The sequence below is a fragment of the Vibrio sp. T11.5 genome (assembly GCF_027587155.1).
Taxonomy (GTDB): Bacteria; Pseudomonadota; Gammaproteobacteria; order Enterobacterales; family Vibrionaceae; genus Vibrio; species Vibrio neptunius.
The window spans coordinates 33,731-56,196 of record NZ_JAPPTP010000009.1 but is presented as its reverse complement, the minus strand read 5'-3'; the positions used below and the strand labels follow the sequence as shown (position 1 = coordinate 56,196).

Annotated in this window: 17 protein-coding genes; 9 read left to right on the top strand and 8 right to left on the bottom strand. The window is 43.2% G+C overall.

Translation table 11 applies throughout. The features are described from left to right. Positions 1 to 39: 39 nt before the first annotated feature. Complete coding sequence (locus OH455_RS11395) at positions 40 to 1,068, bottom strand: amino acid ABC transporter substrate-binding protein (protein ID WP_269981457.1); 1,029 nt, start codon at positions 1,066 to 1,068, stop codon at positions 40 to 42. Between the two features lie 461 nt (positions 1,069 to 1,529). Here OH455_RS11395 and OH455_RS11390 point away from each other — a divergent pair, with 461 nt between their 5' ends. Further along, on the top strand, positions 1,530 to 2,465 hold the full coding sequence (locus OH455_RS11390; RefSeq protein WP_269981456.1) for an NAD(P)-dependent oxidoreductase: 936 nt from the start codon (positions 1,530 to 1,532) through the stop codon (positions 2,463 to 2,465). Positions 2,466 to 2,539: 74 nt separating this feature from the next. Here OH455_RS11390 and OH455_RS11385 read toward each other — a convergent pair whose 3' ends face one another. Both OH455_RS11385 and OH455_RS11380 read right to left on the bottom strand, forming a co-directional pair. Then, on the bottom strand, positions 2,540 to 3,025 hold the full coding sequence (locus OH455_RS11385; RefSeq protein WP_045973449.1) for a YajQ family cyclic di-GMP-binding protein: 486 nt from the start codon (positions 3,023 to 3,025) through the stop codon (positions 2,540 to 2,542). Positions 3,026 to 3,043: 18 nt separating this feature from the next. Continuing rightward, the gene (locus OH455_RS11380) at positions 3,044 to 4,096 is read right to left on the bottom strand and encodes a 3-deoxy-7-phosphoheptulonate synthase (RefSeq protein ID WP_269981455.1); all 1,053 of its coding nucleotides are present in this window, start codon (positions 4,094 to 4,096) and stop codon (positions 3,044 to 3,046) included. A gap of 209 nt (positions 4,097 to 4,305) precedes the next feature. Between OH455_RS11380 and OH455_RS11375 the strand changes: the two genes are divergently transcribed. Next, positions 4,306 to 5,193: a putative PEP-binding protein gene (locus OH455_RS11375; protein ID WP_206369726.1), complete on the top strand. Its 888-nt coding sequence runs from the start codon at positions 4,306 to 4,308 to the stop codon at positions 5,191 to 5,193. 116 nt (positions 5,194 to 5,309) lie between these two features. Next, entirely contained in the window at positions 5,310 to 5,789 is a 480-nt protein-coding gene (locus OH455_RS11370) for a DUF4442 domain-containing protein (protein ID WP_269981454.1), read from the top strand. Here the strand turns inward: OH455_RS11370 and OH455_RS11365 are convergent. Next, on the bottom strand, positions 5,758 to 7,143 hold the full coding sequence (locus OH455_RS11365; protein WP_045973455.1) for a hypothetical protein: 1,386 nt from the start codon (positions 7,141 to 7,143) through the stop codon (positions 5,758 to 5,760). The genes OH455_RS11370 and OH455_RS11365 overlap by 32 nt on opposite strands. 89 nt (positions 7,144 to 7,232) lie before the next feature. Here OH455_RS11365 and OH455_RS11360 point away from each other — a divergent pair, with 89 nt between their 5' ends. Further along, positions 7,233 to 8,069: a CvfB family protein gene (locus OH455_RS11360; RefSeq protein ID WP_269981453.1), complete on the top strand. Its 837-nt coding sequence runs from the start codon at positions 7,233 to 7,235 to the stop codon at positions 8,067 to 8,069. A 170-nt stretch (positions 8,070 to 8,239) separates the two neighbouring features. Here OH455_RS11360 and rsmF read toward each other — a convergent pair whose 3' ends face one another. From rsmF to OH455_RS11340, 4 genes are all read right to left on the bottom strand, one after another. Next, positions 8,240 to 9,664 carry a 16S rRNA (cytosine(1407)-C(5))-methyltransferase RsmF gene (gene rsmF, locus OH455_RS11355; protein WP_269981452.1) on the bottom strand — a complete coding sequence of 475 codons (1,425 nt, stop codon included), beginning with the start codon at positions 9,662 to 9,664 and terminating at the stop codon, positions 8,240 to 8,242. A 91-nt stretch (positions 9,665 to 9,755) separates the two neighbouring features. After that, entirely contained in the window at positions 9,756 to 12,389 is a 2,634-nt protein-coding gene (locus OH455_RS11350) for an MlaD family protein (protein WP_269981451.1), read from the bottom strand. After that, a complete protein-coding gene (locus tag OH455_RS11345; protein ID WP_269981450.1) occupies positions 12,390 to 13,652 on the bottom strand; it encodes a paraquat-inducible protein A in 1,263 nt (420 codons plus the stop codon). Positions 13,653 to 13,684: 32 nt separating this feature from the next. Continuing rightward, a complete protein-coding gene (locus OH455_RS11340) occupies positions 13,685 to 15,481 on the bottom strand; it encodes an ABC transporter ATP-binding protein (protein ID WP_269981449.1) in 1,797 nt (598 codons plus the stop codon). Between the two features lie 88 nt (positions 15,482 to 15,569). On the opposite strand from OH455_RS11340, the gene OH455_RS11335 reads away from it, so the two are divergent. From OH455_RS11335 to pepN, 5 genes are all read left to right on the top strand, one after another. After that, on the top strand, positions 15,570 to 16,043 hold the full coding sequence (locus tag OH455_RS11335) for a GAF domain-containing protein (protein WP_045973465.1): 474 nt from the start codon (positions 15,570 to 15,572) through the stop codon (positions 16,041 to 16,043). A 98-nt stretch (positions 16,044 to 16,141) separates the two neighbouring features. Further along, complete coding sequence (gene proQ / locus OH455_RS11330) at positions 16,142 to 16,771, top strand: RNA chaperone ProQ (protein ID WP_206369719.1); 630 nt, start codon at positions 16,142 to 16,144, stop codon at positions 16,769 to 16,771. A 17-nt stretch (positions 16,772 to 16,788) separates the two neighbouring features. After that, positions 16,789 to 18,783 (top strand): carboxy terminal-processing peptidase, encoded by a 1,995-nt coding sequence (gene prc / locus OH455_RS11325; protein ID WP_269981448.1) that lies wholly within the window; start codon positions 16,789 to 16,791, stop codon positions 18,781 to 18,783. A 137-nt stretch (positions 18,784 to 18,920) separates the two neighbouring features. Further along, positions 18,921 to 19,583, top strand: a complete 663-nt coding sequence (locus tag OH455_RS11320) for a hypothetical protein (RefSeq protein WP_045973469.1) — start codon at positions 18,921 to 18,923, stop codon at positions 19,581 to 19,583. A gap of 226 nt (positions 19,584 to 19,809) precedes the next feature. Next, entirely contained in the window at positions 19,810 to 22,416 is a 2,607-nt protein-coding gene (gene pepN, locus OH455_RS11315; protein ID WP_269981447.1) for an aminopeptidase N, read from the top strand. Positions 22,417 to 22,466: the final 50 nt, after the last annotated feature.

Below are 22,466 nucleotides of genomic sequence, written 5' to 3'. Positions count from 1 at the left end.
AGGGCGGCTTATACCGCCCATTTTGTTGTTATGTTTTGTTTAACGGATTGGTGGAGCGTACATAAAGCCACCCGCATTCCAAAGTGCATTTACACCACGTGAGATTTGTAGTGGAGAACCTTTACCTACAGTGCGCTCGAAACTTTCGCCGTAGTTACCCACTTGTTTAACAACTTGGTAGCCCCAATCGTCGCGGATGCCAAGGCCTTTGCCTTTAGGTCCTTCGACACCCAAAATACGTTTAATGTTTGGATCTGTGGATTTGAGCATCTCATCCGCATTTTTGGAAGAAATACCGTACTCTTCTGCGTTCACCATCGCTGACAGCGTCCATTTAGCGATGTTGAACCATTGATCGTCACCTTGACGTACTACAGGGCCAAGAGGCTCTTTAGAAATGATTTCGGGTAGTACCTCAGCTGAACTTGGATCCTGAAGGTTTAAACGAAGTGCATACAGACCTGACTGGTCAGTAGTTAGCACGTCACAACGACCCGCATCGAAACCTTTGGAAGTTTGAGCTGCTGTATCGAATACTACAGGCTTGTATGACATGCCATTGTTGCGGAAGTAATCAGCTAGGTTTAGTTCTGTTGTTGTACCAGACTGAACACAAACCGATGCACCATTGAGTTCTTTTGCACTCTTCAGGCCAAGATCCTTCTTAACCATAAAGCCTTGACCATCGTAGTAATTAACGCCTACGAAGTTCAGACCCAGAGCGGTATCGCGGTGTAAGGTCCATGTTGTGTTACGAGATAAAACGTCGATTTCACCAGATTGCAGTGCGGTGAAGCGTTCTTTAGCGGTCAGCGGGACATATTTAACTTTTGATTTATCACCAAGCACGGCCGCAGCAAGTGCTTGACAGTACTCTACGTCAATACCTTCCCATTCGCCTTTTGAGTTGGGGTTAGAGAATCCTGGTAGACCTGTACTTACACCACAAGTTAGGAAACCCTGCTTAGTCACTTTATCCAGAGTGCTATCTGCTGCAAAAGCACTTGTAGACATCAGCGCAGTTGAAGCAGCTACTACTGAAGCAAGAAGTGTTAGTTTGTTCGCCATTTGTATCCTTCCTGTATGATCCATGTTAAACCAGGTAACACCTGATACAACGAATGAAAAAATGTTGTGTTTCAATAGTTATTGGTTGATTACCCAGATTTGAGTTGTATATAAATCAACCGTTTATAAGCGTAGGAAAAGATCGGTAAATTCTCAAATATATAATTTAAAAAGATTTATTAATTGAATTTACAAACCTGACCTGTTAGTAGGATGACCAAATGTTAAACGAATGTAAATAGTGCAAGGCATCACACTAATGGTGCAAACGTAGAGACTCACCATAATTTACTGTTTACATAATATTTACATTTCGTTGATCTGAATAGATTTAAAAGATAATTCTATAAATAATATTAAATTTGGTGATAAATCATACGATGTTTATTGTTGGGTTTATCGATGTGCCCCATTTTTGGTAGTATATTCTAAATAGGTCTTATCATTGCCCAAGGATAGAAATGCAGTATTTTCCTCTGTTTATGAACCTTACCGACAAACCCGTTCTGGTTGTTGGAGGAGGAGAAGTCGCTTGTCGAAAAGTAGACAGCCTGATTCGTTCAGGCGCAAACGTAACCATAGTGTCGCCCCAAATAGAACCTTATTTGCAGAAACTGGTGGCGAATAACGAGTGTTTGTGGATACAAAATTTTTATTCGCAAGACGTATTAGATCGCAAATACATTCAAGTGTGGGCCACAACGGACAATCCAGATCTTAATCATCGCGTTTATCACGATGCTAAAGCGTTAGGTTTACTTGTCAACGTGGTGGATGATCAGCCCTATTGTGATTTTATAACCCCATCAATTATAAATCGGGGGAGAATTCAAATCGCAATTTCGAGTGGTGGTGCGTCGCCCGTGCTGGTACGTAACATTAGAGAACAGTTTGAGGCCACTTTGCCACAAAACCTGTCACTACTCGCGGATTTCGGGGCGTCAAAGCGAAGCGATATCAAGCTTCGGTTACCTTCTGTTGACCTCAGGCGTAAGTTTTGGGAGTCATTCTTCGATCATCCAGACACTGAACTGGCGACTCAACGTTCACAGCTAGAAGATATTTACTTGAGCATGTTTGGAAATCAGATTGACGATAAAGGCATGGTGACGTGGATAGATTATGGAAATGATGTCGAGCTTCTTCCTCTCAAAGCGTTGCGTATGATGCAGCAAGCAGAGCTCGTGTTGTTTGACAAAGGTTGCCCGTTTGAGTTCGTGGATCTCATTAGAAGAGATGCTGAAAGGGAAGAATATCACCGTGACGTGGATTTGTCTGAGAGGCTGGTTAACGCAAGAAGTGAAAAGTTACGAGTGGTCATATTGGTTGAACCGGATTCATCTCAATATAATTTGCTCAAGAACAATGATACACATATTAGATTAGGTTCTGTTTAGTTATTTTGTTTATATTAAAACAAGCCCGCAAAGTGCGGGCTTGTTGTTAGATAAATCCCAATGGAACGCATTAGCTAGTCACGGAAGTTATCATATTGAAATGGCTGGCCTAGGTCAGCTTCGCGAATCATAGCAATAGTTGCTTGTAGATCATCACGTTTTTTACCTGTGACCCTTACCTTTTCACCTTGAATTGACGCTTGCACTTTTAGCTTCGCATCTTTAATTGCCTTTACGACTTTCTTGGCTGTTGGTGTATCAATACCTTGCTTGAAAACTACGATTTGATGCCAGTTCTTACCGGAAGCCTCTTCAGCTTTTGCTTCCATTGCATTGGCGTCGACTCCTCGCTTTGTCAGGTGTGAGCGAAGAATATCGCGCATTTGTTTTAGCTGGAAATCACCTTCAGCATTTAGGCGCACAGATTCATCTTTTTGCATTTCAAATGATGCATCCACGCCGCGGAAGTCGAAGCGAGTAGACAATTCTCGTGACGCATTATCTACGGCATTACGTAGTTCAACCGTATCAATTTCAGATATAATATCAAAAGATGGCATTATTCTTATTCCTCTCGTTTAACCGCGTGATTTAACGGCGGTTGCCAGCATGTCTAGCATGGTTGATGTATCTTCCCAGCTCAAACATGGGTCGGTGATTGACTGACCGTATGTAAGATTGCTTATGTCTTTCATTGGCTGATTGCCTTCGATAATGAAGCTTTCTGCCATGATACCCGCAATCTGATTTTTGCCAGATGTGATCTGCTCGCAAATGTCTTTCGCAACATCAAGTTGTTTGCGATGTTGTTTTTGGCAGTTGGCATGGCTGAAATCGACGACTAGGCGCTGAGGCAAACCAAACTCTTCTAGTTGTTGACAGGCCGCTTCTACAGATCCTGCATCAAAATTAGGACCTTTTTCGCCTCCCCGTAGAATCACGTGCCCGAACGGGTTACCGCTGGTGCGATAAACAGTCATACGACCGTTTTTATCTGGTGAGTAGAAGTAATGTGAGGCATGAGATGCGCGAATTGCATCGATCGCTATCTTAATGTTGCCATTCGTACCGTTCTTAAACCCGACAGGGCATGATAACGCTGAAGCCATTTCACGGTGAATTTGTGACTCGGTTGTACGTGCCCCAATTGCGCCCCAAGTGATTAAGTCAGCGATATACTGGCCAGTGATCATATCTAGGAACTCGGTCGCCGTAGCTAATCCGAGTTTGTTGATATCTAGAAGAAGCTTACGAGCTTTGTTTAGGCCCGCTTCTAATGCATAAGAACCATCTAGGTTAGGGTCAGTGATCAAGCCTTTCCAACCAACAACAGTGCGCGGCTTCTCAAAATAGGTTCTCATGACGACAAACAATTCGTCTTTGTAGTGCTCCTGAACCTCCGCTAGGCGTTTAGCGTAATCAAGTGCGGCTTCAGTGTCATGAACTGAGCAAGGCCCGACAATGACTAACAGGCGATTATCTTGACCTACAAGAATTTTTTCAATTTGGCGGCGAGATTCAGCGATGCGTTTTGCTACGTCTTCCGTAATTGGATGGGCGTTTCCAAGTTCTGCCGGAGTTGGCATTGGACCCAATGGTTGGGTTCTTAATTCATCGGTTTTGAGTGGCATACGAAAGCCTGTTGTTTTTATTGCGAAGCGGTAAAGATAACGGAAACATCATTAGGAATAAACCTCTTATCTTCATTCTTGGCGTGCCCATCTTTGGTGGGTGAGATATTATGCGTTTAAAATTTATAAAAATGCATTTTAACTTGTTTTACTTTGGTTCTGTCGGTATGTTCAGGAAAGAATCGAACAATAAAATGCACGGAGCAGTAATGAGCATTAATACTTCAGATGAATGGCAATCACGACTCAATTTAGGTGATGCAATACCGGGTGAAGAACCGTCTTCAGAAAGCACACACCTCTTTGTTTCTCTCTCCGATTTAGTCTCAGAAAATATTTTCTACCACCCATGCTTTAAAAATGTTGAGTCCATTCTGAGTGACGTTGAACTCAGCTCTATTGACGCGATACTTGGCGAAGTTTCGATGGAAGACCATTTTGTCGCCACGTTAACTGAACGAATTATGCAGTCGGTGAAGCCCAACCATCAATCTGTGCGTGTCGCGTTAAGTGATGCGGATAGTTACGAATTGAGCTCACTTCTCGGTGGGAAAGCTGAAGCACAAGAAGTCAACCCAGCATTAGGCTTGCGCGGTGTATCTCGTTACGCTCAAACTAAGTTTAGTCATGCATTTGCTCTGGAGTGTCAAGTTCTCAAGGCGTTGCAGCAGCAAGGCGTACAAGTTGAGATTGTGGTTCCATTTGTCAGAGCATTGTCTGATGCAGCCAAGATTATTGATTTACTGGCAGAGCAGGGGCTGCCAAGAGGTTTAAATGGGTTGAAGGTTTTGTATACTGTTGATGTCCCGTCTGCTGCGTTGCTCTCAGAGCGATTGTTGCATTACTTCGATGGCTTAGTTATTAACCTAGAGAACCTCTCTCAGTATACGCTTGGTGTTGACAGGCTCAGTGAAGATTTGCAACACCTGTTCGACCCTCAGAGCGAAGCCGTTATCGCTCTAGTGGATATGGCAGTCAAAGCGGCAAATCACAATTCTAAGCCTGTATTGGTCGTAACTAGTGGACTTGCTCGCTACAGTAAAATACGGGAATACATTCTTGAGCATGCTTACATCCAAGTTGTTGTGACGTCGTAACCTGAAAATAGGTGACTTCGATATAACTTCAAAAGGTTGATGTTAACAAAATGTTGACATCAACCTTTGTTCGTTATGAACTAGGGATACACAGAGTGACATGTCGGACCAGTTAAATGCTTTCTCCACTTACTAAAGCCAATTTGTACCTTAAACTTTTCGGATTCTTTAAAGTCCCCTTGATTTGGTTGTGTCGGCCAAAAATACTCAAACTCGATTCTGACTCAGTTGAAGTAAAAATACCCCTCAAAAGAAAAACTAAGAACCACCTTAATAGTATGTATTTCGGTGTGCTGGCGGTAGGAGCAGATGTAGCTGGTGGGTTTATGGCGATGAGCAAAGCTCAAGACAGAGGCCATAAAGTATCTCTGGCCTTTAAAGCTGTTGACGGGCAATTCCTCAAACGGCCAGAGGGTGACGTTCACTTTGTTTGCAACGATGGGGCAGTCATTGACAAAATGTTGGATCAAACAATGGAGACCGGAGAGCGAATTAATCAGCCAGTGAGGATTACCGCGGTTTGTCCAAGCTTACATGGTGACGAGCCGATGGCAGAGTTTCAACTTACTCTGTCATTGAAGAAAATGGGTGACTAACGTCATCTATCTCAATTTGTTCAATGGCCACAATTTTGTTTCGATTGAGAACAATTTTCCAACGATAATAATGAGGTGTTCCATCATGGCTATCTTCTTTGGCGATGAGGTTAATCAGATGCCGCTTTTCAACGGATTCTTTGCTGACCTGACCGTTGTTTAGTGTGTAAACTTTATTCGAACCCTTATCCATCAAACGCATAAATGGTCTCATACTGAGCATCATCGACTCTCGAGTTTCTTCGTAACCGCTCATAAATTTGGACGTTGACATCTCGGTTTCAGAACGGTAGTGGAGGATTTGCTCTTCACGTTGCACAACACGTTTCTTACGGATGTTCTGGATGCGGTCAGGCAGCTTAAGGATGTTTTTATAGTCTAACCACTCTAACTTTTGGCCCACGGCTTTGTTCGTCGTTGGGTCCAAATAGTATTGGCGCCATTTTGGTCGACCTTTACGAATCCATCGCCACATGACATCGCGAAGATCATCTTTAAATATTTCGCGCAGCGCATACACAAATGACATCAAAATGATGAAAGAGACGGTGATCTCTCCCCAATAGTCCCGTGCGAGAATCGCTGTAATGGTGACAAAAACCATGACAAAGCCTGTTGCTGAGCCTTTGACCACTCGCTTCATGTTCTTTCCAAGTGATTGAGTTTTAGCTTTTAACACAACGGGGTGTTCAATCAAGCGGCGCAGCAAGCGCATTTTATTACTGAGACGGGTTACGTCGTCACGAACGCTTTTTGAGTTGTAATTGTTAAGCTTACGGTGTGCAGCTTCTTTCTCAACAATAGCCAAGAGTCGATCTTTGATAGTCTTGTAGTCATTGTCTCGTGGCATGTGAGCGATGAGAGACAGAAAACGCTGGCCAGTATACCAAGAAAGATAGTTGTCTATATTAGCGTAGTAGCGCTTGATGCTTTCCTCGTACGGAATGCTTCGTCTTAACTTTTTCAAGATATCTAATGCCAACTCTATAACTTCATCCACTTCATCGGTGGTTACAACGTCTGAATTATGTTTATTGAGTTCATTGACGGCTTTATCCAATGCAATCACATACTGATAGGCAAACAAACTCAAACTAACACGGTATTGAGTCGAAGACAGGCGCCCCCGCTTTGCCAAACGGCTGTGTACGAGTGGCAATAGTGTTTTGTCACTAAAATAGGCACGTTTTTGTACGATGGACTCGTAATAAATCTCGTTCTCTTTGAGTACATCTGGTGTTAGGCCGAGCTCGCCAGGAATGAAAAAGTAGAGGTCAAGATCTGACTTCTTGGATGAAGCCATTGCGTGGGAAATCTTAAGAGTGATGCCGTCCTGCTTATCAACGGTGAGCAAAGAATACTCCTGAAAAAAATATAATTATCTGGCGAAAGCATAACAGAGTTTCGGTATAATCACCGCAAATTTAGCAAGAGACAGTTGAAATGATTAAAGTTGGTCAAATAAACCACTTAGAAGTAGTAAAAAAAGCAGATTTTGGCGTATTTCTCGATGCAGGCGATTACGGCACTAGCCTACTACCCAATAGGTTTGTTCCAGAAGGCACCGAAGTAGGTCAATTTATTGATGCTTTCTTATATTTCGACTCTGATAATCAGCTGGTTGCGACAACTGAAACCCCAATTGCTCAAGTGGGCGAGTGGGGGTTGATGAAGATTCAAGGAATCAACAGTACTGGTGCCTTTGCTGATTGGGGAATAAAAGGCAAAGATCTGTTAATCCCATTTAGTGAGCAGCGTTCGCGCTACTCGGAAGGCCAAACCATTCTAGTGTACGTATACACAGATAAAGCCTCTGGTCGAATTGTTGGTACGACTAAATTTAACAAACTGTTAGACAAGACACCTGCGAATTACCAGCGTAATCAGCAAGTAGATTTAATTATTGCTGAGCGCAGTGACTTAGGCTTTAAGGCGATCGTGGAAGGCCAACACTGGGGTATGATCTTCAAATCCGATGTCTTTGGTAAATTGTTTGTAGGTAAACGACTCAAAGGGTATATCAAGGGTATTCGCGAAGATGGCAAAGTAGACCTTTCTTTGCAGAAAATCGGTGTTGCTAAGATGGATGACTTGAGTCAAAAAGTATTGGATGTTCTTGAAAAGAAGGGAGGCTTCCTACCTTTGAATGACAAATCATCACCGGAAAGTATTTTTGCTGCGTTTCGTACCAGCAAAGGGACATTCAAGAAAACAATCGGTGGCTTATATAAGCAAGGAAAAATTACGATAGAGGAAGGTGGTATTCGCATCGTTTCGTAATTGAGGCCAAAAAAAGGCCCGAAGCGGATATTGCTTTGGGCCTAGGGGAATGGCTCTTATAGAGCCTGCGCTAACTGGTTGATATTCTATGCTTTATCATTCACTAAAGTGTAGTACATCGTCATTGTTTCGCTAGGCGGTTCTGGCATTTTCTACTCATATTTTGCGATTTAAAATAGATTTTTATCTCGCACTAGCTCTCTAGGCAGACCATTCTTCACTCGATTTCCGACCCATTTTCCTAATCCAATCACATCGTTACCAAGCTTTACAATCACTTCCCCTTTGCCTGATAGATTCTCCGGTCGAACGTCTCTACCCATAAACCATTCGCGGGCATCGTCTGTAGAAAGTGTGACACAGTTCGACTCTTGGCCAGTAGCTAACGCTGTCGCGACCTGATGCTGCCATCGGTAGCCTTTTTTATGAGCTTCAGCGATTTTAATCCCCATTCTTGAGAAACGGAATTCACCAAGCATAGTTTCTAATGCGTTAGGGAAGAGCCAGACATCATTGTCACGCATCCAAACCTGCGAATTTTCTGGAAGCTCGATATCTAAACTATCACGCAGCTGTTTGCTGATTTCTTGATGAACTTTGTTGGATGCCTTTTCAAATGGGAATTTACCTAAGCGCTTTTTCACTTGTGGTGCTTCAGTGGAACCAAGCTTTCTTATTCTGGCTACAAAGAAGCCCTCACAATCATACATTTGAGGGAAAACATGCAGGAAGCCTTCTTCAGTTAGCGCTTTCTCTGACTCAGGGAAGAGAGAATCTAGAGGCTCAAACTCTACGAGGTTGCCAAACTGCTCTTTCAAGTGCGCACAAACTTGCTGGTTCTCTTCGATACTTAATGTACACGTTGAGTAAACCATAACACCGCCTGGCCTAAGTGCGTAAAACGCACTCTCTATCAACTCTTTTTGGGTATCAGCGATGGATAGAACGGACTCTTTGCTCCAGTTCTTCATCGCATCGGCGTCTTTACGCACTGTACCTTCACCTGAACAAGGTGCATCAATTAAAACAGCATCAAACTGTTCTGGCAGCCAGCCTCCAAAAACTCGGCCGTCATAATTACTCAGCGCGGCGTTGCGTACACCACAACGTTCAATATTGGCATGTAAGACCTTGACCCGACTGGATGAGAATTCATTGGCCACTAAGACCCCTAAGTTATCCATTTTTGCTGCAATTTGAGTGGTTTTTGAACCCGGTGCGGCTGCCATGTCGAGCACACTAATGAAGTGGTCACCCTGATCGTTAAACAAGGCAGATACAGGCATCATTGAGCTTGCTTCCTGAATGTAGAACAAGCCGGACATATGTTCTGCAGTGTTGCCAAGTGGGGTTTGTGATTCGTCAGCGTCGATCCAGAAACCTTCTTCACACCATGGTATAGGTGACAGTTGCCAGCCTTTTACTTGAGCTCGCTGAATAAACTCTGAGATAGAAATCTTCAACGTGTTTACGCGAATACTTTTACGGAGAGGGCGTTGACACGCGGCGACAAAGTCTTCCATATTGAGGCTGTCAGGAAGAATGGCTTCCATTTCTTTCAAAAATTCTGCGGGTAAATAGACGTTCTGATGCAAAGTTCTATCTCAGTTTTTACAGGGGTCGGAATTATAGCGGATTGAAAAACAAAACGCAGCGAAATCGCTGCGTTTGAAAATCTAATGTTGTTTATGGTTTCGGAATAGCGGTACGCCAAGTCTTCCAATTCTCCTCTGGTGTAGGATAGAGGAAGAAAGACTGACCAGGCTGCGCTATGGGCTGCAGTTGATTGTTTTCAGGATTGGCAAAGGTGATTCCGCCTCTCACAATACTGTCGATGGTCCCCGCTTTAATGTTTGCGCCACCTAGACCGATGGAGACATCGACGCCTGAAATGTTCCAGAAAATACTATTTTGCCTTACAAGATAAGCGTATTCGGGCTGGATAGAGATGGTCGAGACAACGCGATCAGCAAACTCTCCGAGTTCCACATTAGTGACTTTGCCCACCTCAATTTCTCTATAGAGTACAGGTGTACCTTTAGCGACTGAGCCACGAGATTCGCTTTGCAGGGTGAAGGATACCCCCTGTTTATCTCTCTCTTGTTTATTGAGATGGAAAGTATGCTGAGCTTTGCCTGTACCCGGGACTACGTTAATAGTTTGAGTGAGAAGGTTCTGAAGATTCTTCACGCCATTCAAGCCAACAGTCGCTTGAGCAACCCAGAAGTAGCTGCCCTCGGTGGCGAGCTTGTCTGCATACTCAGGTAACACTCGAAGTTTAATTTCAACACGCTCACGCTTAAAATCAGGTATTACAAGGGTGACTTCAGCCACTTGCACGCCGTTATATTTTACCGCGGTTCCTTTAGTAATGTTGTTTTCACCTTCAGCGTTGAGCGTAATGACATGGCCAAACTTTCGCGCTGTTTTGAAATCTTGATAGAGCAGCCACTTGTCATTCTGTTTGTTTTCGACACCCGGTAAAGAATCAAACGCAATACCGCCTTGAATGAGTGACTTTAATGGAGCAGCTTTAACACTTATACCGGCTAGGCTAGCATCCACTTCAACGCCAGAACGATTCCAAAAGACGGTTTGTTCGGTGACTAGGTGTTTGTATTGATTTTCAATACTTGCGGTAATGACCACGCCACCATCAACAAGACGGAAATCAGAAATGCTACCTACTTGCAAATTACGGTAAAGCAATGGGCTGCCTTTACTGATAGGGGGAAGCTCGTTCGCAAATAGCGTAATACTTTCAGAGCCAGACATATTGTATTTCGCTAATTCAGCCAATGATTTACTTGGATAGAGTGTGTATTGCTCTCTAGGGTTCTCAACCCCTTCGCTAACAAAACTGACCGAACCTGTCAGTAATTGCTTTGCAGGAGGTACATTGATATTGAGGCCTGATTCGGTTAGCTCCGCAGTGGCGCTCCCCGTCACGAAGAAACGGTTTTGGGATTTAATGGTATTGGCATAGGCTTTGTCCACCAACACATCTAGATGCACTTTTTCACTAACAAGCGAGACTTTGGTGACTTCACCGACAGTAATTCCACGATAAAGAACATTTGCACCAGCACCAAGGCCAAATGAATTGTCGGCAACCAGTGTTATGGCCACAGATTTTGCTTGTTGTTTATTGAACTGATCCTTACGAATTGCGTTGAAGTAACGAGAGCGTTCGCCCTTTCCTGGCACCAGAGTAAGGAAATTTCCCTTCACTAAGTTTGTGAGATTTTCTACACCAGAAAGTGAAACTTTCGCTTCTTCGAGGATAAAATTACTGCCGCTCGTCAGCATGTCTGAGAACGCTGGTTGGATAGCCGCCGAGGCAACAATCTCTTTTCTTCCATTACTAAGCTGCAAGTCGGTGACCTGACCAATTTCAATGCCGCGGTACATGATAGGAGCACCAGTCGGACTGATTTGGTTATCATCTGGTAAGGTGATTTTAATTGGTATACCACGTCCTGCCGTTTTAAGATCTGGATACAGCTTGAACCTGGTGTTGTCTGCTACTGGCTCACCGCCATCGGGAGAATCGACCGCAATCGAACCTCCAATTAAAGCACTTAAGCTTTCAAGTCTCACATCAACGCCATCGAATCCGATATTGGCTCCTAAACCGCTGACGTTCCAGAAACGGCTCTCATCTGTAATGACTTTGCGGTATTCGTCGTGAATCGAAGCCTGAATTAACACATTTCTACCAGGTTCATCAAGTTGATAGCTGTAGACTTCACCGATGGGAATCTTGCGATAAACGATTTGAGAGCCAACCGATATACCGCCGAGGTCTTCCGCTCTTAGAGTGATGTTAAGCCCCTCACGTGCCAAAATATCTGAAGGTGAGCGCTCAAGTGCCGTAAATTGAGTTTCGGGTTTAGAGGGATTGTCGCTCGGTTGGATTGCAATATAGTTGCCAGATACTAAAGCGTCTAATCCAGAGATGCCAGACAGGCTGGCGGTAGGTTTGACCATCCAAAAGCGCGTTTCTTTCGACAAGAGTTTAGTGGCTTCAGGGTAAATATCAGCGTCTACGTAGATACTTTCTAAGTCTTGTGAGAGGTTAATGTCACGCACGATACCAACCTCTAGGCCTTGATAGCGAATCGTAGTACGGCCTGCGACTAAGCCCTGAGCATCAGAGAAGTAGATCTGAATTCGCTGACCAGCGTCGTTAATCGCCTTAACAACCAACCAACCAGCAAGGACCATGGTCAGCAAAGGTAAAAGCCACAAAGGAGACACACCTTTATTACGCTTCACGTCCGGCGAGTAAGAGGGTTGATTAGAAGATGAATGAGTCATTTAATGGTTCTTCTCTTTTCTCTGATTATTCTTTTCTGGATCTGGATAATTATCCCACAACAGTCTCGGGTCAACACTCTCTGCCGCCAGCATAGTCAATACAACAACGATTCCAAACGCAACCGCTCCATACCCTGGAGTAAAATCGAGGATCTGGCCGCGATCGACTAAGGTCATCATGATAGAAATAACAAACAAATCCATCATGGACCAACGTCCTATCCATCTAATAACAAAATAGATCATCATTCTTTGGCGATGAAACACTTTGCGCTTAAATTGGATCGCGAGCAATAAGTACGCCAAACCGATGATTTTGGCGACGGGAACGACAATGCTCGCTACGAATATAATGACCGCGATTCCTGGCATACCGTTTTTTACCAGTGAAGCCACGCCGGAAAAAATGGTGTCTTCAAGTCGCTGGCCATTAGTAATCAAAATCGATATCGGGATCAGATTTGCCGGAAAAATGGCAATCGTAGCGGCAACAAGATAAGCCCAAGTCATTTGTACGGAGCGAGGTTTACGGTGATAAATGGGTTTATGACAGCGAACACACTGCGTTCCTTCTGGTTGAGAAAGGTGGCAGTGGTGACAGTGAAGTTGTTTCTCTTTGAACTGATAAGAATGTTCAGTCTCGTAGGCTTCCCAATAACGGCGTACACTCACTCGTGTGACAAGCATGACTGTCGCGATCTGTAACAGGACCAAACCATATAAACCTACGCCCACGTATATGTCGGAATAGTCCTGTAACTTAAAGCAGGAAATAGCGACGCTGACGAGAAATACATCAATCATCACCCAGTTTTTCAGGTGTTGAATTGTATAGAGAGAATATTTAAGTAATGAAAATTTACGTTGCTTAAGGGCAACGTGAGCAGTTAGGACCGAACCGCTGACTAATAATGGTGCGATAGAGCTGCAAAAGATGATTAGTATAGCTAGGAAAACAAAACCCTCTTCAAATAGTGTGAAAACACCAGAAGGTAAGGTCGCTGGGATCATGACGCCGAATAGTCGAATACTAATAAAGTTAAAGAAATGAGAAGGAATGAAAAGTAAAAGGCAAGTAATGGCTATGGCTAGGTTGCCAGATAGAGAAGGTTTGCCTCCACGATACAATTTACTTCCACAACGTGGGCAATAAGCGCTTTTTCCAGGTTCAATATAGACGGTATCTATGGGCAATTCACACCCGTGACATAGTCTAACGTGGGAAGTTTCAGAAAGGTGTGGTGATAATTTTGGAGGGCTCATATTACCCTCCAAATCTTGAGTAATAACTATGGTTAGGCGTGCGACTGAACGCTTCCATAAAGCGTTTGGTATAAACCTTCTTGTTTGACCAACTCACCATGAGTGCCTGCCTGTGTTACTTGTCCATCTTCTAAAACGTAGATCAAATCAGCCTGTTTGACGGCAGAGAGGCGATGCGCGACGATTAACGTTGTTCGCCCATTCAAAAACTCTGTCAGCGCTTTATGAAGTGCTGCTTCGGTCGCCGTATCTAACGCAGAAGTTGCTTCATCCAGAATGACAAACTTAGGATCGCTAAGAATCATTCTTGCTATAGCAAGTCGCTGCCTTTGGCCACCTGATAATCGAATGCCGTTTCGGCCAATTTGTGTATTTAAACCGTCACCTAATTGGCTTATTACATCTTGCATTTGAGCAATTTCAAGAGCCCGCCACAGTTGTAAATCGTCATAGTCAGAGCCGAGCGTGAGATTATGCCTTAAACTGTCGTTGAATAGTATAGGTTGTTGTAATACAACGGCAATCTTATCTCTTATTATGTCATAACTGATATCATCTGTTGTCTCACCATTGAAACGGATGATGCCTGAGTCTGGACGATATACACCTATAAGCAATTGTATGAGTGTTGATTTCCCACCTCCACTTGCACCAACCAATGCAACTTTCTTTCCAGCTGGAATATTCAAGTTTAGATTATTGAGCACTTTACTTTCGTCATTATAAGAAAAATCAATATGTTCGATCTTAACGTCGACTTCTTTATCTGTTGTAAACGGGTTGATTTTACTCTCTGGGCGGTGCTCTTCTTCCAAATTGAGTAGGGCGTTTATGCGGCCCATTGCCGCTTTTGCGCTGTACCAAGAAAACTGAATACCAAGTAATTCTTGTACCGGCCCCAACATAAACCATAGGTAGCCAAAGACCGCAAATATTTGACCGATAGTTAAGTCACTGAACAGGACCATTAACATGGCGACGGCACGGAACAGTTCAAACCCAAGCAGAAACAGAAGAAAAGAAACTCGACCTGCGGCTTCGGATTGCCACGCGTATTTATCAGCGTCTACTCGGATCTGATTGGCTTGCTGTTTTAGTTCGCCAAGAAACTCTCGTTCTCGATTGGCTGCACGCAATTGGTAGATACCGTCTAATGTCTCAACAAGACGATTTTGGAATCGTTCGAAAGATTGGTTTTCGCGTTTCTTGAGGTGTTTTACTTTACTGCCTAGTTTTCGAGAGAAATAAATCACAATTGGATTGACCAAAAGGATGAATAAGCCGAGACGCCACTCTAGCCACAGTAGTACACCAGCCGTACCAATTACAGTGAGCAAGCTAATCAGAAATTTACTTAAAGTGGTGCCTATGAACTGGTCAATGGTTTCGACATCGGTAATTAAGTGAGCATTGATTCCACCGCTTCCGCGAGTTTCATATTGTCTGATACTGATCCGACCTAATTTGTCTATCATCTTGCTGCGCATCTGATAGGTGATCGTTTTGGATACGAGAGTAAACTGACGCCCTTGAAGGATGTTTAAACCTTGGCTAACGGTTCTCATCAGAATCACAAGTAATAGAGTAAGGAATATGTAGCCGGTTGGTGTTTGCATCGAAACCGGTAACACTTTGTCCATCAGCTCAAGACCTGTTGCGGGTTTATCAAGTAGTACTTCATCTACCATTAACGGCATTAAAAGAGGGATGGGAACACTGACGAGAGTAGCAACAAACGCGATGATGTTGGCGAGGACAAGTTTCGACTTGTGCTTTTTTACTTGAGTTATGAGCCAAGAACGGCTAATAGTGTTGGGGTTATCAGACATTATAATGAGAATGCTTACTATTTATGGTTTACGGACGATTGTACGTTGATTCATGATGGAAGTCTCTAATTTTCAAATGGAAGTCAATATGAAAATAGAACATTATCACCGCTTAACCAAGCAAGCTGTTGCACTTTTAGAGTCGGAAAAAGACCTTATTGCCAATTTGTCTAATCTAAGTGCGCTTTTGAATATGGAGCTTGAGGAACTAAATTGGGTGGGTTTCTATCTAATCAAAGAAGAGACGTTGGTTTTAGGGCCGTTTCAAGGTAAACCAGCGTGTGTCAGGATTCCTATTGGTCGTGGTGTCTGTGGTACGGCTGTAGCAACGAACAGTGTCCAGAGGGTTGCTGATGTTCATGAGTTTGAAGGGCACATTGCTTGTGACGCAGCGAGTAACTCTGAGATCGTTATTCCATTTAGTATTAATGGAACCATCGTGGGTGTGCTAGACATTGACAGTCCGAAAGTGGGTCGTTTTAGCGAAATAGATGAAGAAGGTTTGACATTTTTGATGAATGAAGTGGAAAAGCTGCTTAATTCACACGCTATCGGTGCATAATTTCTAGATTGAGTGTGGTTTTTCGCTTGCAGGTCACTATAATACCTGAAATATTTATCTTAATGCTCGCGGACAGACCGCACTAACCAGGACTCCTCATGGAAAACACTGAAAAGTTAAAAAACAGCAAAGAAGTGATTGCATATATTGCTGAATGTTTCCCTAAGTGCTTTACTTTAGAAGGTGAAGCAAAGCCACTTAAAATTGGTATTTTTCAAGATCTTGCGGAACGTCTAAGCGACGATCCAAAGGTGAGTAAAACTCAGCTTCGTGCAGCGTTAAGACAATACACTTCATCATGGCGTTACCTCCATGGTGTAAAACTGGGTGCGACTCGTGTTGACCTAGATGGTAATTCAGCAGGTGAGTTAGAAGAAGAGCACGTTGAACACGCAAAAACAGTGCTGGCTGAAAGCAAGGCTAAAGTTCAAGCTCGTCGTAAAGAGCAAGCGCAAAAAGCTCGTGAAGAAGGTAAAGTTAAAGCAAAACCGGCTAACAAAAAGCCACAAAACCGTCGCCCACAACAAAATAAAGCACAGAAAGCCAGCAAGCCAGTAGAAACGCGAGCTTTGAATGCTGATGAAATGACTATCGGTAATCAAGTGAACGTCAATATGGGTAAAGGAAATATGGCTGCGACTATCGTTGAAATCAATAAGGAAGATGTGCGTGTTCAACTGTCTAATGGCCTACAAATGGTTGTTAAAGCGGAGCACCTACGCGCCTAAAGGAGACACTCCTACGCATGAAATGCCGTTCAAAATTGTCGCTGATTGCTGCTAGCCTCTGGCTAGCAGCTTCATCAGCAAGCGCTCTTGAAGCGAAAGTTACTCTCGAAGACTTACCTGTCTTGGCTCCCGAATCTCAGCATGCAACAGCAAGTAAGCGCGTGACTTCTCGTTTCACTCGTTCTCACTACAAACACTTCACTCTCAACGATCAATTTTCTCAAGCGATATTTCATCGCTATATCGAGTCGCTTGATTTCAATCGAAACGTATTCACTCAAGCTGATATCGACGCTTTTAATCAGTCGGCAAACGGGATTGACGATCAGTTAAAGTCAGGTGACAACAAAATTGCTTTTGATATCTATAACTTGTCGATGAAGCGTCGTTACGAGAGGTTTGTTTATGCCTTATCCTTGCTCGACTCCGAAATGAAGTTTGATGTTGACGAGAGTATTGAGCTTGACCGTAGTAAAGTGGCTTGGCCTAAGGATACCGCAGAACTCGATGAGTTATGGAGAAAACGAGTCAAATATGATGCGTTGAACCTTAAGCTGACGGGTAAAGATTGGAAAGAAATCAAAGATGTCTTAGGCAAGCGCTATAACAATGCACTCAAGCGTCTGAGTCAAACCCACAACGAAGATGCATTCCAACTTTACATGAATGCGTTTGCCCGCGAAGTAGACCCTCACACTAGCTATCTTTCACCTCGTAATGCAGAACAGTTCCAAACAGAGATGAATCTATCTCTAGAAGGAATTGGTGCTGTATTGCAAATGACTGATGACTATACTGTCATTCGCTCTTTAGTGGCTGGTGGCCCTGCTTCTAAGAGCAAGCAATTGGCTGAAGGTGATCGCATCATTGGTGTCGGTCAGGATGGTGAAGAGATTGTCGATGTTATCGGTTGGAGATTGGATGATGTTGTACAGCTCATCAAAGGACCTAAAGGGACTAAAGTTAACTTGCAAGTCCTACCAGAAGGTAAGGATGCGAAAGCCGAAGTCATTTCTATTGTTAGAGATAAAATCCGTCTTGAAGACCGAGCTGTTAAATCTGAAGTGATCGAAAAAGATGGCAAGAAGATTGGTGTAGTTGAAGTGCCTAGCTTCTATGTCGGTCTGGCAAAAGATACGGATAAGCTTATCACTGAACTGAAAGCTAAAGGTATTGATGGCATTATTGTCGATCTCAGAAATAATGGTGGAGGAGCGCTTACTGAAGCGACCGCGTTATCTGGTCTCTTTATTACCAGTGGCCCAGTCGTTCAAGTTCGTGATAGCTATGGTCGGGTCAATGTAAATAGTGATACTGACGGCAAGATCAGCTACGACGGTCCGATGACAGTACTTATTAATCGATACAGTGCGTCTGCTTCAGAAATTTTTGCTGCTGCAATGCAAGACTATGGTCGAGCGGTTATCCTTGGTGAGAATTCATTTGGTAAAGGTACGGTTCAGCAACATCGCTCGTTAAATCACATCTATGATTTGTTTGATAAAGAGTTAGGTTACGTTCAGTACACAATTCAAAAGTTTTATCGCATTGATGGTGGAAGTACACAAAACAAAGGTGTTACGCCTGATATTGCTTTTCCAACACCAATCGAGCCAAGTGAAACTGGTGAGAGTGTAGAAGACAACGCACTGCCTTGGGATAGCATTGACAAGGCAAAATATGAAGTGTTACAGCGTAACGATGAGTTGATAAAGAAACTGGACGCAGAACATCAAGTCAGAATTGCCAAAGACTTAGAATTTCAATTCATAGCCGAAGACATCGCTAGGTACAAAGCTGAAAAAGATGATAACACTCTGTCTCTGAACGAAAAAATCCGCAAAGAGGAAAGTGATAAATCAGATGATGATCGGCTAGCTCGTATTAACCTTAGACAAAAATATCATGGAGAGGCTTTGTTTAAATCTCTTGATGACGTGCCGAAAGACTATCAAGCTCCAGATGCTTATTTAGATGAATCGGTCGCTATTATGGTTGATATGATTAAGTAACTGCAAAATAAAAATAAAAAGCGAGCTGGTCAAAGCTCGCTTTTTTTATATCAATAATTAGCGTGATATAGATCAAAAAAATTTCGCTTATTCAGAATTACCCACCTAAGCTTAAAGAAAAGAGTGAGAGGTGCGCTATGAGATGGATTGGATTTCTACTTGCTTGTCTTAGTCTTTCTGTGGTCGCAAGCGAAACCAGAGACAATAGTGATTTAACTCAATTTGATCAGCCCTTTTTGCTAGGGGATTGGTACCTCGTCAACCCTAACCCAGAAAAATCACAAGAAAATTTCTTAGCGATTAAACTGACTTTAGATTCAAATTACAGCTTTAAGATTGATATTCAAAAACGTGACTATTCAGTGGACCACTGGGAAGGGCTTTACGACGCTAATGAAGATACGCTTATCCTCGGTTTGAATACGTCTGAGCCGCAAATATACAGCTACAACACCAACCACAATATGCTTAACCTCAATGGTGTCGTTTTCACAAAAGCGTTATCGAATTCACTTGCTGGCATGTGGTCTAGTGCGCAATTGAGTGGCCATGAAATGTTAGCCAGTGAAGTACAGCGTTTGGACCTTATTCTGCAACCAGACTTCGTGTTTATGTTTAGGGTGAGTAACGGAGAGGGTGATGAAGCGGTGCACAAAGGTGTCTACTACACCGAAGGAGAGCACTTGGTGTTGCTTTATGAAAACGGCGAGCACGAAACCAAATACAGTTTAGATAGTGATATTCTCACTTTAGAAATGGAAGAAGGTGCGCTTTACGCCGTGCTAAACCGGGTTCGGTGACATGATACAAAGCAAATCGAGATGACTATTTAGACGAACAGTCAAAATGTATTCATCAACTTGGGTAAAAACGAGGTATTTAAACATAATACCTCGTTTTTTTAATTGTCTGCGGTTAAGCTAGCTCAAAATAAAATTACCAGCGTTTGCAAACAACAACGTATCCAAGAAGTGTCTCGAATAGACACAAGATCAATGTATTATATCTAGTCAGAAGGATTCCGACATGGCTCAAACACCTCAAGCCAAATACCGTAAAGATTATAGCTCACCATCTCATACTATTTCCGACATCGATTTAACTTTCGATCTTCATGACACCGCGACCATTGTAACCGCGGTTTCTCAAGTTAAGCAGTTAAAGGAAGACACAAGGCTTCAATTGGAAGGTGAGAGTCTTAAGCTGATTAATATCTCTGTTAACGGTGAGGATTGGACAAGGTTTGAAGAAAGGGAAGGTTTGTTAGAGATTAGCGCACTACCTGAATCGTTCGAACTGAAAATAGTCACTGAAATTAATCCCGAAGAAAATACGGCTTTGGAAGGTTTGTATAAATCGGGTGGTGCATTCTGTACTCAATGTGAGGCTGAAGGTTTCCGTCGAATTACATATTATATGGATCGTCCAGATGTATTAGCGAAGTACACAACGAAAGTAATCGCAGACAAAGTGGGTTATCCATTCTTACTGAGTAACGGCAATCGTATTGCAGAAGGAGATTTAGAAGGCGGTCGTCATTGGGTTCAGTGGCAAGACCCACACCCAAAACCGGCTTATCTATTTGCACTTGTTGCTGGGGATTTTGATGTCCTTCGTGATAAGTATGTGACCAAATCCGGGCGTGATGTGGCTTTAGAAATCTTTGTCGACAAAGGTAACCTTAATCGCGCTCCTCATGCAATGACGTCTCTTATCAATTCAATGAAGTGGGATGAAGAACGATTCGGTCTAGAGTATGACCTCGATATCTACATGATTGTTGCAGTTGATTTCTTCAATATGGGCGCAATGGAAAACAAAGGTCTTAACATCTTTAACTCTAAATTTGTTTTGGCCAATGAGCAAACGGCAACGGATACTGACTACTTAGGCATAGAAGCGGTAATTGGTCACGAGTACTTTCACAACTGGACAGGCAATCGCGTTACTTGCCGAGACTGGTTTCAGTTGAGTTTGAAAGAGGGACTTACTGTATTCCGCGATCAGGAATTTTCGTCGGATTTAGGTTCACGAGCGGTGAATCGTATTAACAACGTAAGAATTATTCGTGGCCCACAATTCGCAGAAGATGCGAGTCCTATGTCACATCCAATTCGTCCAGAAAAAGTTATAGAAATGAACAACTTCTATACTTTAACGGTATACGAAAAGGGCAGTGAAGTTATCCGAATGATGCATACACTGCTGGGAGAAGAAGGTTTCCAGAAGGGTATGAAGCTCTACTTTGAGCGCCATGATGGTACAGCGGCAACCTGTGAAGATTTTGTCGCGGCTATGGAAGATGCATCAGGTGTCGATCTGAAACAATTCCGCCTATGGTACAGCCAGTCAGGTACACCAACGGTATCTGTTACAAGTGAGTATGATTCAGCGGCACAAACGTATTCGCTTACTGTTTCTCAGCGCACTGAACCGACTCATGAGCAGCAAGAAAAGCAGCCGTTACATATTCCATTTGATGTTGAGTTGTACGCGGAAAACGGTGATGTCATTGAGTTACAATGTAACGGTAAAAAAGTTGAAAATGTTCTTAACGTCACCGAAGCGAAGCAAACCTTCGTATTTGAAAACGTATCTGAACAACCAGTGCCGTCTTTACTTCGTGAGTTCTCTGCTCCAGTAGTTCTCAAGTACGATTATAGCGATGAAGAACTGATTTTCCTGATGGTGCATGCGCGCAATGACTTTGCTCGTTGGGATGCTGGTCAAATGCTGTTAGCAAAATACATTCGTAGCAACGTCGAAGCAGTACAAAACGGTCAAGATGTTGAACTGTCTCCAGCGCTGATTGATGCCTTCCGAGGTGTATTATTGTCAGATAAGCTTGAACCAGCATTTATTGCTGAGATGATGGCATTGCCAAGCCACAATGAAGTATCCGGTTGGTACAAACAAGTGGACGTGGATGCCGTTGCTAAAGTGCTTAAATCGATCAAAGTGAAGTTGGCTGCTGAGTTGGAAGACGAGTTTGGCGCGCTTTATCATAGCTTGAAGCAGGTTGAATACACGATCGATCACGCAGCGATCGGTAAGCGCTCTTTGCGTAACACTGCATTAGCTTATCTCGCGTATACGGAACAAGGCAATGAGTTAGCAGAGAAGCAGTATTTCGCTGCGAATAACATGACAGACACCATTGCCGCAATGAGTGCCGCGAATAGTGCGCAACTAGCATGCCGCGAAACACTGATGTCTAATTATAGTGATAAGTGGAAGCATGATGGTCTGGTTATGGACAAGTGGTTTACGTTGCAGGGTACTAACCCAGCAGATAACGTACTCGATGTGATCAAGGACACGATGAGTCATGAAGCATTCAGTTTGAAAAACCCAAATCGAACTCGCAGCCTTGTTGGCTCTTTCCTGAATATGAACCCAGTGCGTTTCCATGCTAAGTCAGGTGAGGGTTACAAGTTCGCAGGTGAGATTTTGCAAGAGCTGAATAGCAGTAACCCGCAAGTTGCTTCGCGTCTGATTGATCCATTGCTTAAGTTCCGCAAATATGATGAAGAGCGCCAAGCGCTAATTAAAGCAGAGCTTGAAGTACTCAAATCGATGGATAACTTAGCCAAAGACCTATTTGAAAAGGTTAACAAAGCTCTGGAAGCGTAATCGCTGCACGAAACAGTAGCACTTTATAGTGCTACTGTTTATTTATACAG

Excerpts from the sequence above, each read along its gene's own strand:
- OH455_RS11320 (WP_045973469.1), top strand. The coding sequence starts at position 18,921 with ATGAGATGGATTGGATTTCTACTTGCTTGTCTTAGTCTTTCTGTGGTC.
- OH455_RS11385 (WP_045973449.1), bottom strand. The coding sequence starts at position 3,025 with ATGCCATCTTTTGATATTATATCTGAAATTGATACGGTTGAACTACGT.
- OH455_RS11375 (WP_206369726.1), top strand. The coding sequence starts at position 4,306 with ATGAGCATTAATACTTCAGATGAATGGCAATCACGACTCAATTTAGGT.
- OH455_RS11335 (WP_045973465.1), top strand. The coding sequence starts at position 15,570 with ATGAAAATAGAACATTATCACCGCTTAACCAAGCAAGCTGTTGCACTT.
- OH455_RS11380 (WP_269981455.1), bottom strand. The coding sequence starts at position 4,096 with ATGCCACTCAAAACCGATGAATTAAGAACCCAACCATTGGGTCCAATG.
- OH455_RS11395 (WP_269981457.1), bottom strand. The coding sequence starts at position 1,068 with ATGGCGAACAAACTAACACTTCTTGCTTCAGTAGTAGCTGCTTCAACT.
- OH455_RS11390 (WP_269981456.1), top strand. The coding sequence starts at position 1,530 with ATGCAGTATTTTCCTCTGTTTATGAACCTTACCGACAAACCCGTTCTG.
- OH455_RS11370 (WP_269981454.1), top strand. The coding sequence starts at position 5,310 with ATGCTTTCTCCACTTACTAAAGCCAATTTGTACCTTAAACTTTTCGGA.
- pepN (WP_269981447.1), top strand. The coding sequence starts at position 19,810 with ATGGCTCAAACACCTCAAGCCAAATACCGTAAAGATTATAGCTCACCA.
- OH455_RS11345 (WP_269981450.1), bottom strand. The coding sequence starts at position 13,652 with ATGAGCCCTCCAAAATTATCACCACACCTTTCTGAAACTTCCCACGTT.
- proQ (WP_206369719.1), top strand. The coding sequence starts at position 16,142 with ATGGAAAACACTGAAAAGTTAAAAAACAGCAAAGAAGTGATTGCATAT.
- prc (WP_269981448.1), top strand. The coding sequence starts at position 16,789 with ATGAAATGCCGTTCAAAATTGTCGCTGATTGCTGCTAGCCTCTGGCTA.
- OH455_RS11350 (WP_269981451.1), bottom strand. The coding sequence starts at position 12,389 with ATGACTCATTCATCTTCTAATCAACCCTCTTACTCGCCGGACGTGAAG.
- OH455_RS11340 (WP_269981449.1), bottom strand. The coding sequence starts at position 15,481 with ATGTCTGATAACCCCAACACTATTAGCCGTTCTTGGCTCATAACTCAA.
- OH455_RS11360 (WP_269981453.1), top strand. The coding sequence starts at position 7,233 with ATGATTAAAGTTGGTCAAATAAACCACTTAGAAGTAGTAAAAAAAGCA.